The organism is Microcoleus sp. bin38.metabat.b11b12b14.051, from assembly GCF_013299165.1.
Classification (GTDB): Bacteria; Cyanobacteriota; Cyanobacteriia; order Cyanobacteriales; family Microcoleaceae; genus Microcoleus.
Genome location: NZ_JAAFKD010000021.1, coordinates 100,119 through 114,963, shown reverse-complemented (window position 1 = coordinate 114,963; position 14,845 = coordinate 100,119). Strand labels below are relative to the sequence as shown.

General features: G+C 45.8%; 9 protein-coding genes. 5 read left to right on the top strand and 4 right to left on the bottom strand.

The annotated features are described in order from the left end of the window. Positions 1-507 precede the first annotated feature (507 nt). The 4 genes from QZW47_RS21130 to moeB all read left to right on the top strand — a co-directional run bounded on the left by QZW47_RS21130 (position 508) and on the right by moeB (position 4,056). Complete coding sequence (locus QZW47_RS21130) at positions 508-1,743, top strand: ATP phosphoribosyltransferase regulatory subunit (RefSeq protein ID WP_293130875.1); 1,236 nt, start codon at positions 508-510, stop codon at positions 1,741-1,743. Positions 1,744-1,894: 151 nt separating this feature from the next. Then, the gene (locus tag QZW47_RS21125) at positions 1,895-2,122 is read left to right on the top strand and encodes a ferredoxin family protein (protein WP_293130872.1); all 228 of its coding nucleotides are present in this window, start codon (positions 1,895-1,897) and stop codon (positions 2,120-2,122) included. Between the two features lie 205 nt (positions 2,123-2,327). After that, complete coding sequence (locus QZW47_RS21120) at positions 2,328-2,807, top strand: M67 family metallopeptidase (protein ID WP_293130864.1); 480 nt, start codon at positions 2,328-2,330, stop codon at positions 2,805-2,807. Positions 2,808-2,886: 79 nt separating this feature from the next. After that, positions 2,887-4,056 carry a molybdopterin-synthase adenylyltransferase MoeB gene (moeB, locus tag QZW47_RS21115; protein ID WP_293130861.1) on the top strand — a complete coding sequence of 390 codons (1,170 nt, stop codon included), beginning with the start codon at positions 2,887-2,889 and terminating at the stop codon, positions 4,054-4,056. 495 nt (positions 4,057-4,551) lie between these two features. Here the strand turns inward: moeB and QZW47_RS21110 are convergent, their stop codons facing one another. The 4 genes from QZW47_RS21110 to alaS form a co-directional block, all read right to left on the bottom strand. After that, complete coding sequence (locus tag QZW47_RS21110; RefSeq protein WP_293130858.1) at positions 4,552-6,072, bottom strand: hypothetical protein; 1,521 nt, start codon at positions 6,070-6,072, stop codon at positions 4,552-4,554. Then, positions 6,059-6,427 (bottom strand): hypothetical protein, encoded by a 369-nt coding sequence (locus tag QZW47_RS21105; RefSeq protein WP_293130855.1) that lies wholly within the window; start codon positions 6,425-6,427, stop codon positions 6,059-6,061. The genes QZW47_RS21110 and QZW47_RS21105 overlap by 14 nt, the downstream gene beginning before the upstream one ends. Positions 6,428-6,688: 261 nt before the next feature. Beyond that, the gene (locus QZW47_RS21100; RefSeq protein ID WP_293130852.1) at positions 6,689-10,036 is read right to left on the bottom strand and encodes a CHAT domain-containing protein; all 3,348 of its coding nucleotides are present in this window, start codon (positions 10,034-10,036) and stop codon (positions 6,689-6,691) included. Between the two features lie 317 nt (positions 10,037-10,353). Continuing rightward, positions 10,354-12,996 (bottom strand): alanine--tRNA ligase, encoded by a 2,643-nt coding sequence (gene alaS / locus QZW47_RS21095; protein ID WP_293130849.1) that lies wholly within the window; start codon positions 12,994-12,996, stop codon positions 10,354-10,356. 1,235 nt (positions 12,997-14,231) lie between these two features. On the opposite strand from alaS, the gene QZW47_RS21090 reads away from it, so the two are divergent. Then, positions 14,232-14,840, top strand: a complete 609-nt coding sequence (locus QZW47_RS21090) for a hypothetical protein (protein WP_293130846.1) — start codon at positions 14,232-14,234, stop codon at positions 14,838-14,840. Positions 14,841-14,845: the final 5 nt, after the last annotated feature.

The window sequence follows — 14,845 nt, the reverse complement described above, 5'->3', positions numbered from 1 at the left end:
AGTTGACAGTTGACAGTTGACAGTTGACAGTTGACAGTTGACAGTTGACAGTTGACAGTTGACAGTTGACAGTTGACAGTTGACAGTTGACAGTTGACAGTTGACAGTTGACAGTTGACAGTTGACAGTTTTGATAAACATATAGCCTTTCTCAAAAAGTTAAGGTATGTAGTTGGGATGAGAGCCCTATACGTTTAATGGTTATATAAGCTGTCAGTCATACCTCATCTATCTGAGAAAGGCTATAATACGATACGGTGGTTTCAAGCTTCCGGTGTTGTGAACCGAAGTGTATTGTTGATACTTTAATTTGTTAAAGTCGAATGTTAGACTGATGGCGTTCGACTTTAACACAGTCTCCTAAAGGCAAGCTTCTAAGTCCAATCAAATACGATTTTCAATTAAAGAATGGGGAATAACTGACTGCTTGAATGTTGGGAACTTGCCTAAAGTGGTATTCTTTTGTGAAATTGGTATAAAATCTAAGGTCTAAAATCTAAAATTGATATGGTTCACCAACCTCCATCGGGTGCAAGAGATTTATTGCCCCTTGACGTTGCTCAAAAAATTGCGATCGAACGGCGCTTACAGCAGGTGTTTCACCGCTGGGGCTATCACCGGATTATTACCTCTACTCTAGAAAGGCTGGAGACGTTGATGGCTGGGGGCGCGATCGACCGATCGACCTTAATTCAACTCCAAGATGCTGAAGATGGAGAACTTGGCTTGCGGCCGGAATTGACAGCATCCATCGCCCGCGCGGCTGCAATGCGGATGTCCGGGACAAACTGGCAGCCCCAGCGCCTCTACTACAACGCGAACGTCTTCCGCAAAGGCCCGGATACTGGTTCAGGCGGGCAACAGGAGTTCTATCAAGCGGGGGTAGAACTACTCGGCGCGGGCGGGAGCGTTGCAGATGCAGAAGTGCTGCTGCTGCTGTCTGAGTGCTTGCAAAACTTAGAAATTGATGACTGGCATTTGGTGCTGGGAGAAGCGGGCTTGACGGCAACTTTGCTAGAACCGTTTGGGCCAAACGTGCGCCAAAAAGTGCGATCGGCGATCGCAAATCTCGATCGCATAGCCTTGGAAACATTGCCACTGTCGGACGAATTGCGATCAAGAGCTCTGCTGTTATTTGACTTGCGCGGCCGGCCAGAAGATGTATTGGAGATTGTGGCGAAACTGGATTTAGATGTGCCACAGCAAGCCGCGTTAAATGAACTCAAATGTGCGATCGAGCTACTGGACAAATGTCAAGCAAAAATCCCCAACTTGAAATCTCACATCCACCTCGATTTGAGTTTAATTCAAACCTTTGACTACTACACTGGAATAGTGTTTGAAGTTGTCAGCGGCAGCAAAAGCGGACAGCGAGTGTTAGGACAAGGCGGACGGTACGACCAACTGTTAGGACTGTTCGACCCCCAAGGGCAAAATTCCCCCGGCATCGGGTTTTGTTTGAATATTGAAGATTTGCACCAAGTGTTGCTGACAGAGGGTCAATTACCCGCAGAGACAGCAGCCAGCGAATGGTTGGTAGTGCCTCAAATACCCGAAGCCGCAGCCGCCGCCTTTGATTATGCCCGGAAACTCCGAGAGTCTACTCCGCAAGTGCGAGTGGAGATAGATTTGGCAAATCGCGAGACAGAAGAGGAGGCCAGAGACTACGCGCGCGATCGTAGAATTGGTCAAATTGCCTGGGTAAATGCCGAAGGTTCCCCAACAATTGAAAAGGTAAATTAAGCTAATTGGTAATTGGTAATTGGTAATTGGTAATTGGCAATTGGTTAAAAATCACCCGATATGATATTATGTATCCTGCTGATTCAGAAAAGGTTTTGCCAATTGCTAATTGCTAATTCCCGATCTAACTAAAATGTTTTGAGAGAACACTATGGCGCACACTATCGTTACAAATATCTGCGAGGGAGTTGCTGATTGTGTCGGCGCTTGTCCAGTTGCTTGCATTCACCCCGGCCCCGGCAAAAACGTCAAAGGTACCGACTGGTTTTGGATTGATTTTGATACCTGCATAGACTGTGGCATTTGTTTGCAAGTGTGTCCAGTCGAAAATGCGATCGTTGCAGACGAAAGACCAGAATTGCAGCAAACACCAACTTGATAGTAATTGATGGCTAGATAGCCCATCACTTACAGACAGCATTATCAATCCGGTTTCTTCAAAAATTATGCGTTAACAAACTCAAAATTTATGAAAAGAAACCGGGAATATTTGACATTAGTTATAAACTCTTTCCCTTCCCTTCTCCTCTTTTCCTTCGCGCCCTTTGCGCCTTCGCGGTTCGTTAAAAAAAGCCTATAAAAAAATGCAAAATATCCTACTTACCCCCGAACAAATATTATCAATCCGCAGCCACGGCGAAAGCGCTTATCCCGCAGAATGCTGCGGTTTATTATTAGGTACAATCGCCGAGGGTGTGAAAACTTTAGTAGAAATTTGGCCGGCTGAGAATGCTTGGAGTGCAGAAGCCCAGGAGAATTGGCCCGAACAAAAAGACTTGACAGAAAAACGCAGATATGCTATCAAGCCAGAAGAGATGTTGCGGGCGATGAAACATGGGCGCGATCGCAATTTCCACATCATCGGCATCTACCATTCTCACCCGGATTGTGCCGCAGTGCCCTCAGAGTGCGATCGGACAATGGCCTGGGCCGAATACTCTTACATCATCGTATCCGTCAAACAAGGCAGTTCAGAAGACCTCCGCAGTTGGAGTCTCGACGCCGAGGGGAACTTTCAATCAGAGGAAATTGTCACAGCCGAACCGACTCAGATTAAGAAATAATTACTAAACATAACAAACACGCAAAAATGCGAAAGATTCAGATAGGATGTAATTCAAAATCTGGATATAACAGAATATCATGCTAAATCCTAATCTGGACGAGATCCAGCTCAACAAACAAGAATACGAACGCTACTCTCGCCACCTCATCCTCCCAGAAGTTGGATTGGAAGGCCAGAAGCGTCTCAAAGCCGCGAGTGTGCTCTGCGTCGGTACGGGAGGACTTGGTTCGCCACTGTTGCTGTATTTAGCAGCCGCTGGTGTTGGCCGCATTGGGATTGTAGACTTTGATGTTGTTGACCATTCCAATTTGCAGCGCCAAGTAATTCACGGCACTTCTTGGGTTGGGAAGCCGAAGATTGAATCGGCGAAAAATCGGATTTTAGAAATCAATCCTTTTTGTCAGGTTGATTTGTACGAAACTCGCGTTAGTTCCGAAAATGCGATCGCCATTGCCACTCCCTACGATATCATCATCGATGGCACCGACAACTTTCCGACTCGCTATTTAATGAACGACGTTTCCGTGCTTTTGAACAAGCCCAACGTCTACGGTTCCATCTTCCGATTTGAAGGACAAGCAACTGTTTTCAACTACGAAGGCGGCCCGAATTACCGCGATTTGTACCCAGAACCCCCACCTCCTGGGATGGTTCCTTCCTGTGCCGAAGGCGGCGTTTTAGGCGTTTTACCTGGAGTCATTGGCTGCATTCAAGCCACAGAAGCTATCAAAATTATCTTAGGTCAAGGCACAACTTTAAGCGGCAGATTGTTGCTGTACAACGCCTTAGATATGACATTCCGCCAGTTGAAATTACGGCCGAATCCAGTGCGCCCCGTAATTGACAAATTAATCGATTACGAACAATTCTGCGGCATTCCTCAAGCGAAAGCCGAGGAAGCAGAACAACAGAAAATTCCCGAAATGACTGTCACCGAACTTAAAAAGTTAATCGACAGCGGCGCCAAGGATTTTGTATTATTAGATGTTCGCAATCCCAACGAATATCAAATTGCTCAAATTCCTGGGTCGGTTTTAGTGCCTTTACCGGATATCGAACACGGCCAAGGCGTTGCTAAAGTTAAGGAATTGTTGAACGGACATCGCTTGATTGCACATTGCAAAATGGGCGGCCGTTCCGCGAAGGCCTTGGCTATTTTGAAGGAAGCGGGAATTGAGGGAATTAATGTTAAGGGCGGGATTACTGCTTGGAGTCAAGAAGTAGATTCGTCTGTTCCTCAATATTAAGAAGACGGGGCGAATGGAATTCGCGGCGACATAGCCCCGGCGATTGAAATCGCGGCGACACAGACAAAACCCGCCTCCGCGGGTTGAAGATGTCCCGGTGATTGAAATCGCGGCGACACAGCCCCGGTGATTGAAATCGCGGCGACACAGCCCCGGCGATTGAAATCGCGGCGACACAGACAAAACCCGCCTCCGCGGGTTGAAGATGTCCCGGTGATTGAAATTATCTCATTTTCTTGAGTCCGCGGAGGCGGACATTGTTTGTGTAGACGCGGTTTCAACCGCCGGGGCATCTTCGTTTAATTTTACCGAGTAGATTGTTTTGTTCCTTAATATTAAGAAAACCCGGCGATTGAAATCGCGGCGACACAGACAAAACCCACCTCCGTGGGTTGAAGATGTCCCCGGTGATTGAAATTATCTCATTTTCTTGAGTCCGCGGAGGCGGACATTGTTTGTGTAGACGCGGTTTCAACCGCCGTCTCAACCGCCGTCTCATCTTCCCTTAATTTTACCTAGTACATTCTTGAAATTAGCGCCAAACATCACCAAAGACCAAACCACAACCCCCGCGCCAATACTAATCAACAAAACCAGCACAAACGAATTGATTCCCACCTTCATAAAAGGCAAAACAACCACCTGATTCGGAGGGTCTTGTTTGATCAAATAAGGAGAACTCCCAGCCACTACGCCCGCAACTCCCAAACCAAACCCCACAGCTTGAATCGTCACCTCTAATTTCGCATCCCGATAAGCTTCTTCAATGGCGACAACACCTCGAATGGCTTCCATTGCTTTGTCTAGCAAGCCGATGCCGTGGGCGAAATAGCCTAAGTCGGCTTTGATTTGTGCTTGAAACTGCGGCGACGTTTCTTTGCTGAATAATTCGAGAAAGCTTAAATCGCACTGAGTATCAGTGTACAGCTTCCGGGATTTTAAGTCAAGACTTATCTGATTTAACTTATCTTCGTAGTTTTTGGCGTTAATTGCGATCGTATTTTGCCGAAATTCCAAATCTATCAGCAAGCGCGAATACTTGACAGCGCGTTGCGGCATCTCCATTGTCTGACGTTTTAGACCTTCTAATTCCTCTTCCTTTAAACCCGCACCTTTCAATTGCCGCTGCTGGGCTTCGTGTGGCTGCAAATACTTAAAAGTCGCCTCGATATTGAGTTCAATTTGTTTGTATTCCTCGCGAGTCACCAAGTAAAGTTTGCGGGTGTCTCGATAGGCGCGGATAATCTTATTGCGGTACAAAAATAACTCGACAAAATCGCTGTACCGCGTCTCATCCCAGATTTCATCAGTTGCAGAAGTGTTGAAAAACCAGACTATAACGTGGCATTCAGTATCTTGGCGACTGGGATTGCCGTATTCTAAAATTGGGCTACCAAATAACTCGCCTTGACGGTAAAAACTCGGCAGATTGTCACCGGAAATCAACTTTTCTAAACACTGTTGGGCTAATTTATTAAGAAACTGCCCATCTTCCCGCGCCGCCTGGTTTTGTTCGACACTCAGCCAAGCCGTAACTAGCAGAGTTTGACCGAAATAGCTTTGCACAAAATCCGGTAGCAAGCAGTTATCGGGATTAAAGTGTTTGAAAATGCTAACATCGACAGAGGGCGTTTTAGTATTGTTAACTTTTTCGGGAACGTAAATTTTCAAACCCAAAGCATAGCTATCATCAATCCGCAGCGGTTGGGCGAAACCTTTGAGGCTAATTTGCTGGTTATCGTGGGAAATATCCTTAGCAAAACCGAGAGAATTGCGGCCGCCGACAACTTGTTTATCAATCAGGTTAACTCGCCATCCGAGAGGTTCATCTTTTTTGGATAAATAGCTGCCGTTGAATGCTTTACCGACTGCTAATTTAGCTTGCAATATCTCGTTGCACTTTTCCCACAGTTTGGTTAATTCTCCAGGAGAACTTGACTCTGTTTCTGAGGGTTTGCAGAGGTGATAGGCAAATAGATAGACATTTGGGGCATAGATTTTACTATTTTGAGTCATTGCCTTTATCTGATTTCTGTGCATCGAGTTGTTGAAGTTTTTGACAAGCTTCTTCAATGGCTTGACGCAGAGTTTGAGTGGTATTGGTTAACATCTGTTGTGTAGCTGGAGTTGGTTCGCCCGCATCGCCGAAATCTTTTTTATTGTTAGCTACATCTGCTTTTAAAGTTTCTCCCAATCCATGATGGGCACACCACTTGCTGATAGTCATCGCAATCGGGAATAATTCATCATCGGCTGATTCAGCTATTTCTGTATCTAGTTTGGGTAAATCTTGCCATGCTGTCGGCATGAAAATGCTCGGATTTTCGCGCAGCCATTTGAAGAAAATAATGATAACTTTTTCAGGTTCCATAAAACAAGTCTCCGTTAATAAAATACAGGTTCGTAGTGAGGACTTCAGTCCTTCTCCCAGGTTCGTAGTGAGGACTTCAGTCCTTCTTCCAGTTTCGGTTCGTAGTGAGGACTTCAGTCCTTCTTCCCAAAGCCTCAAAGGACTAAAGTCCCTACTACGAACCTATGCTGGACTTTAGTCCTTCTTCCCAAAGCCTCAAAGGACTAAAGTCCCTACTACGAACCTATGCTGAATATTTTACCTTAAATTTGGTGTTTCCACCTAATATCCAGTAGCACAAAATGCCGCCCAATATATGGGATCACTAAAAGGCTGTTCCTCTGTCGATGCCGCTAACCACAGTTCCACACGTTGCCCAGATTCTTTATCTAAACTTAAGGATTTCACCCAAACTCCAAAATCTTCCTTGCTGACTGCGCGCATCCAGTTTTGGGCGGCGTTCAAAGCGACGGCGACTGAAACTTGATGTAGCAATTCCTGATAAAATCTGATCATTAAAATCGCCGTTTCAAATTCATGGACTGACCACAAAGTGCTCACAACATTCATACTCCCAGCATACAAGAAGCCGCTGGGTAAACCAATGTACTCATCAGTCATTTCAGTTGAACTGGTTAACCCGGTTTCGCAGGCGGAGAGTGTCACGAGATTGCACTTGCTTAACTCTAAATTGGCAAAGATTTCTCGCAAGGTTAGGCATTTTTCCGGCATGGCTTTTCGCCCGCTTCGCATTGTCACGTAGCGGGGAGTTTCGGGATTATCATCTTGAAGCCCCCCCTTAGCAAGGGGGGGTTGGGGGGGGTTAATTTCTGATTCAAGCCCCCCCTTAGCAAGGGGGGGTTGGGGGGGGTTAATTTCGGGGATTGATTCGATGGAATCGGCTAGGACTAGAAGGGACAGCAGCGGATCGTCAAAGTTAAATAATCCGTGACAGGAAAAGTGGATGTAGCTGGCATTCGAGAGGTTTTTGAGGTTTTCTTTGAAGGCGATTTTTGTGGCTTGTTGTTTGATTAAAATGTCATGGGTATCGAATCTTTGTTTGATGATTTGTACTTCCATGTCGGCGTTCTTTAAATCTTCGGTGGGATTCTGAATCGCAAATAATGGCTGAAGTTCGGGGGCGGGAGATGTGCGGGTTTGGATGCGGTTTTGGACGAGTTGCAGGAGTTGCAAACTGGGGGCGTATTTCACGCCGCTGGGGAAGCAGTCTAGGAGGTTTCCGCGAAACATTGTTTCTTGGGTGAACCGGGTTTGTGATGTGAATGGTAGGGCGTGGAGGGGGAATAGGTGCAGGTAGCGATGGGGTACTAATATTAGTTGGTGGCAATGTTTGGGGATTTTGGCGATTATCTCGTTGAGGCGCAAGATTTCGGAGAGTTTGTGCAGTTTGGCGGATAGGGTTTGTTGCCAGATTTTTTGTTTGGCTTGGTCGCGGTATTCGTTGAGATAGTCGTTTTTCCAGGTTTCTAATTCGGCTAATTCGGTGGCGGTTATTTGTATTAAATCTATTTGGTTGCGGGTGATGATGAAGGCTGCACCTCCCCAGTCTTGGTTGTTAAATTTGGGGTTGCCGATGTACCATTCTACTATTGCTGTTTCTGGATCTAATGTTTGTTGGAATTCGGCGATGTTTATGGGTTCGACTTTTTGGGTTAGGGTGAATTCTGGTTCTCGCTGTTTTATCTGTTGCAGCAGTTGTTCTAATTGTTGTAATGTTGTTTCTAGTTTGTCTTTTTGTTGTTGCAATGATTCGGGGCTGAGGGTGCGGGTTTGAGTTGCGCGTTGTGTGTCGAAGTCTTCTGGAACCCCCCCCAGCCCCCCCTTGGTAAGGGGGGGAGTTGGAGTGGGAGAGGATGATTGTGTTTCTAGGAATTGTTGGGAGGCGGCGATTTGGCTGCGTAAGTTTCTGAGTTGTTGTTTTTCTGATTCTGTGGCCGTTTTGGGATAGATTTCGCTGTTGGTGAAGAGTTCGACTAGGTAGCGGGATTTGCTGCGTTCTACGGTTTGGATGGCTTTGTGATATTGTTGGTGGTTGATGCAGGATTGCATCATTTTTTCGTAGATGTTGAGATTTTCTTCTATTAGCTGTCGTTTGCGGCTTGGGGATGTTACCCACTCGCGGGTTTGTTCGACTGATTGGATGGCTTTTTCGTAGCCGAAGATGGCTGTTTCCCACAAGCTTTCGTCAAATCCTAAATCGCCTAAGTTCTGCGCCATTAGAAGACAATTAAGGGGTAAGGTAGTAGGAGTATAAACTTGTAAAGCAGCTTGATAAAATTTAATTGCAATTTCTAAATTATCACCCGTGTCTCCCTTGATTCTGTTACTGTAAGCAGCAGCCAAATTATGTTGAATCATTGCCCAATTTTGGGGAAAAGCATCGCGGGTACAAACTTGTAAAGCTGCTTCATAAAATTTAATCGCCGTTTCTAAATTATCACCCGTGTCTCCCTTGATTCTGTTACTGTAAGCAGCAGCCAAATTATGTTGAGTCATTGCCCATCTTTCGGGAAAAGCTGTGCGGGTATAAACTTGTAAAGCTGCTTCAAAAAATTTAATCGCCGTTTCTAAATTATCACCCCTGTCTCCCTGGATTCTGTCACGGTAAGCATTTGCCAAATTATTTTGAATCGTTGCCGATGTTTCGGGAAAAGCTGGGCGGGTGAGAACTTGTAAAGCTGCTTCAAAAGATTTAATCGCCCTTTCTAAATTATCACCCCTGTCTCCCTGGATTCTGGAATAGTAAGCATTTGCCAAATTATTTTGAGTCGTTGCCCAATCTTTGGGAAAATCTTCGTAGGTGTAAACTTGTAAAGCTGCTTCAAAAAATTTAATCGCCGTTTCTAAATTATCACCCCTGTCTCCCTTGATTCTGTTTTTGTAAGCAATTGCCAAATTATTTTGAGTGTCTGCCCATTTTTCGGGAAAAGCTGCGCGGGTGCGAACTTGTAAAGCTGCTTCATAAAATTTAATCGCCGTTTCTAAATTATCACCCCTGTCTTCCCTGATTCTGTCACCGTAAGCATTTGCCAAATTATTTTGAATATCAGCCCATTCTTCGGGAAAAGCTGGGCGGGTGTAAACTTGTAAAGCTGCTTCATAAAAGGCGATCGCTCTTTCTAAATTATCACCCCTGTCTCCCTTGATTCTCTGACAGTAAGCAATTGCCAAATTATTTTGAGTATCTGCCCGCATTGCCAGATAAACATTGCGGTAGTTCTGCATAAGTAGTGATGCGATTTGATATAACCGATTCTGTATGAGAAGATAAAATGTAAAAACCACTACTTGTTCAGCAGAATCGCGAGTCCAAACGGTTAATGCTATTTTGTTACAAATAATAGCAATTTCTAAGTTGCTTGCCCGACTACCTTGCTGAAGATTTGTAAATATAATACTCAAATTATTTAAAAATCTAGCGAAGAGGTCTGCTTTACCTACTACATCCAAACCTGCTAAAATTTTAGGAACGATATCTCGCAAAAATTCGGCAAATTCATCGTCTAATAATTCTAGATTGGTTTGCAGGATGGCGGTTTGTTCTTCGCTGTCCAAGGTGAGGAGAGATTCAATCAGAGTGAGATAGGCTTGGCGGCGTGCTTTGTTCATTTTTTATAACCCATGTTTGTTGAATTTTACATTTTTTGAGCTGGGAAATCAAGGGGTTTTTCACGATAATCTGAGGTTTGCATTTTAACCGCAGATAAAGGCAGATAAACACGGATGGACGCAGATGTAAGCGCCCAGAAATAACGCGCTTTCCCACATTCCGGCGGAGGTTAAAACCCCCGCCTCAAAGCGAAAGTCCTCTAAAGAGGACTAAAGAACTTATTACTCATTAGTCCTCTTCAGAGGACTTTCGCTATTAGCCAGGGGTTTTAACCCCTGGTGGCTTACGCACTGGCGGCTTACGCACAAAACCCCGATTAACCCAACCCTTCAACTAACAAATTGCGAGCACTATCCAACGCTTCCTGCAACTTACTAGCATCGCGTCCCCCAGCCTGCGCCAAATTAGGCCGCCCGCCGCCTTTTCCGCCGCAAAGTTGAGCAATTCCCCCGATAAACTTGCCAGCTTGCAATCCTTTCCGATTAACTTCTGGACTAAAAGCAGCCACCAAACTCACCTTATCTACATCAGCAACCGATGCCAAAACTACCGCAGCATTTCCTAACTTTTGCTGCAACCTTTCGGCCGCAGTTTTCAGCGCTTCTGCATCCACATCTCCCAATTGAGCTACAATGATTTTGAATTCACCGATCGCCTCAGCCGCATTTAACAACTGGTCAGATTTCACGATCGCCAATTCCGACTTCACAGCAGCCAACTGCTTCTGAGTATCCTTCAACTCATTCTGCAAATTAGTAATCCGGTTCGGCAATTCTTCCGGCTTCGCCTTAAATCGATCGCCCAAATCGCGTACTACCCTGTCTCGCACGTTCAAATAATCCAACACAGCCTGGCCCGAAACCGCCTCAATCCGGCGAGTACCGGCGGCCACCCCAGCCTCGGAAACAATCTTAAACAGCCCGATTTCTGCCGTATTGCTGACGTGAGTCCCCCCGCACAATTCCATTGAAACGCCCGGAAAATCGATAACCCGCACCACGTCGCCGTACTTCTCGCCAAACATCGCCGTAGCGCCTTTTTCTCGCGCTTGGGCGATCGGCATTTCCGCAACTTCCGCAGCGTGGGCTTCGGAAATCCAACTATTAATTAAATCCTCAATTTTCTCCAACTCTTCTGCTGTCACAGCGCGCGGAGAATTGAAGTCAAACCGCAATCTGTCTGTCGATACCAAGGAACCAGCTTGGGAAATTGAATTATCCACAATTTGCCGCAAAGCTGCTTGTAATAAGTGAGTTGCTGTGTGGTTCGATTGAATTCGGCGGCGGCCGCTATTGTCAATTTTGGCTGTCAAACTATCGCCAACTTTCAGTGTTCCCCGTTCTACAAAGCCGAAATGTACAAAGAAATCGGATTCCTTCTTCACATCATCAACTCTCACCAACAAACTCTCTCCACTGTTCAAATAACCTTTGTCCCCAAGTTGTCCGCCGGATTCTGCATAAAACGGCGTTTGGTTCAACACAACTTGTATCTCGGTTCCCGCCTCTGCTGATTCCACAACTTCACCGTCAACCAAGATAACTTTTACTTCGGCTAAACTCGATAATTCAGTATAACCGAGAAACTCGGTTTTCTGAATTGTATTAGCCAATTTATCCAAGGAACCTTGCACCGTTAAATCAATAGTTTGATGAGCTTCTTTGGCGCGAGTTTGCTGTTCCTTCATCGCGACTTCAAAGCCGTTCAAATCGACAGTAATTCCCTGTTCCTCAGCAATTTCTTGTGTCAGTTCTAACGGAAAACCGTAGGTATCGTAAAGCGTGAAAGCATCTTGTCCGCTGATTTGGAGATTGGCTTGTTGTTTTGTGCGATCGACAATTTCCTCAAGCAGCTTCTCTCCCCGTTCCAAAGTCTTGAGAAACTGCGCCTCTTCCCTTGCCAATTCTGCCTTAATTTGAGCTTCGCGGAGGCGCACATTCGGATAAGCAGCTTCCGAAAGGCCGATCGCACTTTCAGCCACCCGCACCGTAAACTCACCTTCAATCCCAATCAGCCGCCCGTGGCGCACCACCCGCCGAATCAACCGCCGTAAAATGTAACCGCGGCCCACATTTGACGCGCGAATTTCGTCTGCAATCATGTGCACCACAGCCCGAATGTGGTCGCCAATTACTTTTAGCGAAACCTTGACATTTTCATCGCTATTGTGGTAATCAATTCCGGCAATTTCCGCTGCCGATTGGACGATCGGGAAAATCAAATCTGTCTCGTAATTGTTAGGGACTTTCTGGAGGATTTGCGCCATCCGTTCCAATCCCATCCCAGTATCAATATTTTGATTTTGCAGCGGTGTTAAATTGCCCTCTGCATCCTTATTGTACTGCATGAAAACCAGGTTATAAAATTCGATAAACCTGCTATCATCTTCGAGGTCAATATTATCGCCTCTTTCCGGGTGGAAATCGTAATAAATCTCGGAACATGGGCCGCACGGGCCTGTGGGGCCAGATTGCCAGAAATTGTCGGCTTCTCCCATGCGTTGAATACGATCGCCCGGAATGCCAATTTCATCGCGCCAAATCGCAAAAGCCTCGTCATCTTCGCGGAAAACGCTAACAACTAAATTGGATGCTGGTAAACCGAAAACTTCCGTAGAAAGTTCCCAAGCCCACGCAATTGCCTGTTTCTTGAAATAATCCCCAAAACTGAAATTCCCCAACATCTCAAAAAACGTGTGATGGCGGGCGGTGCGGCCCACGTTTTCGATGTCGTTAGTGCGGATGCACTTTTGCGAAGTCGTGGCGCGCGGTGATTCTGCCGCCCGCTGGCCGAGAAATATCGGTTTGAATTGTAGCATTCCGGCGATCGTCAGCAACACCGTCGGATCTTCGGGCACTAAGGAAGCGCTGGGCAGAATTTTGTGTCCCCGCTGGGCGTAAAAATCGAGGAATGTTTCGCGGATTTGGCTGCCGCTTAGAGACTTAGGAGTAATAGACATGACAAAAATTGTTAAGTATGTAAAGTTGTAGCAACAATAGAATTTATAGGAATTGAGCACAGGTGTCCAGAAACCGGGTTTTTATACCAGAATAGTTGCTTAAAATCCTCAATCTCGGTGAAAAAACCCGGTTTCTTTGCGGATGAGTGCGTGAGTCCTAACTGACATCTATGTGGATATTTATATCATTATACTTAGTAATGTAAAGACCTATCAAGTTTTACAAATTGTGCTTTACTCGTTTCAAAGACCGTGCTAACTTAACAATAGACACCGGGACAGAAAGAAACAGGAGGTCGCTATATTTAGAAGCAAAGTTCAAGGATATAGACATGGTGTCTCCGGTCTAAATTCCCAGGCGCAGCCGAAATTAACCGAACACAACTTGGAATAGTGGCGACGCTGCCATCGTGCAGTCAAGCCAAACCGCAGTCGAGTCAGACTTATTGTGCTTGCGGAATAAAAGTAAAGCTGCACAAGTTGTAAACCCTAGTAAGAAATTGTTCTCTACCGGAAACACATCTCGTTTGTTAAACAAAACAAAGCTCTCATATTATTGGGTCTGGTCGCTGTCGATCGGGCCCTACGCTTTTTGATAGGGGAAGGGGGAGAGAGGGATAGGGGGAGAGAGGGATAGGGGGAGAGGGGAATTATCTCGATTTTATCAAAAGCTTTTTTGGGGAGTGCGATCTTTGGGCTCGCTTGCTGATATTTAGCGAGATATCCGACTCGGACTGCTGTGAGTCGATCGAGCTTTTAAGTTATATCTTATACATTACGGGCGATCGTCGGGCCCGCTTTTTGCCGTGGGCCGGCGGTGTGGCATTAGGCACGGTCAAAGATGCGATATCATTGAAAAGTAAGTACCAGAGATTAAAACCTACCTCGCGATCGGGGCGAAAGTCTACGAGTGAGGAGCTTGCTGCAAGGCAAGGATAGCAAATCGCTATTTTTGGGGTGCCTGGTTCTGGCTCTGATGATTGCCTCCAAAAACCTCAATTTCAGGAGATTTAAAGTTAAACTTCTCAAAAATATCATCCCCGACTAAGGGGTGGGAGTGTCTAACCGTCGAGCTGTGCCAAGTCAAAAAGCCCCTGTATCTGACAACTGTCAGCAATCACAGTAAAAGTCGGCATCACCTCTTTTGGGCCTGGTTAAACGGTTTGACTAGCAGTTTAACAAAAAATATAGTACAGTTCTTAAACTCACAATTTTAGGAGATTCGAGGTAAAATCATGGCCGAAATCACCAAAGAAGAAATGCGCGAACGCCTGGGAAATATTGACCAGATTCGCGATATCATTTTCGGAGCGCAGCTTAGAGAATACGACAATCGTTTCGATAAAATAGATTCTGAATTGTCGATGATGCAGCAAGATATGCAGGCTCGCATCGAACAGGTGAAAACAGTTCTGACGGCCGAAATGAGGGCGGCAGTTGATTCGTTTGAAAAGAAAGTTAAATCCCTTACCTTAAACACGCAAGAAGAAAGCGCCGACCTGCGGCAGCAAATCGATCGCGTTAACCGCAAATTTTCCAGCAGCATCGAAGCCCTCGACGAGGCGATCGACAATCAAACCAATTCGATTCGCGACGAACTCGGACAAAGCAGAGACCGACTCTCCGAAGAAACCCGCACTCTAAAAACACAGGTTTTTGAAGAACTCGACCGCCGCTTTTCCATGCTCAGAGATGTTAAAGTGTCTAGAGACGACATGGCAGAAATTCTGTTTGAACTCGGCATGAGGCTGAAAGGAACAGAATTTGTGCCCGAACTAAAAGGCGTTGCTGATAATAAGTTAAATACCGACTTTCTGTTACCGGAGCGCCACCACAACGGATAATAACG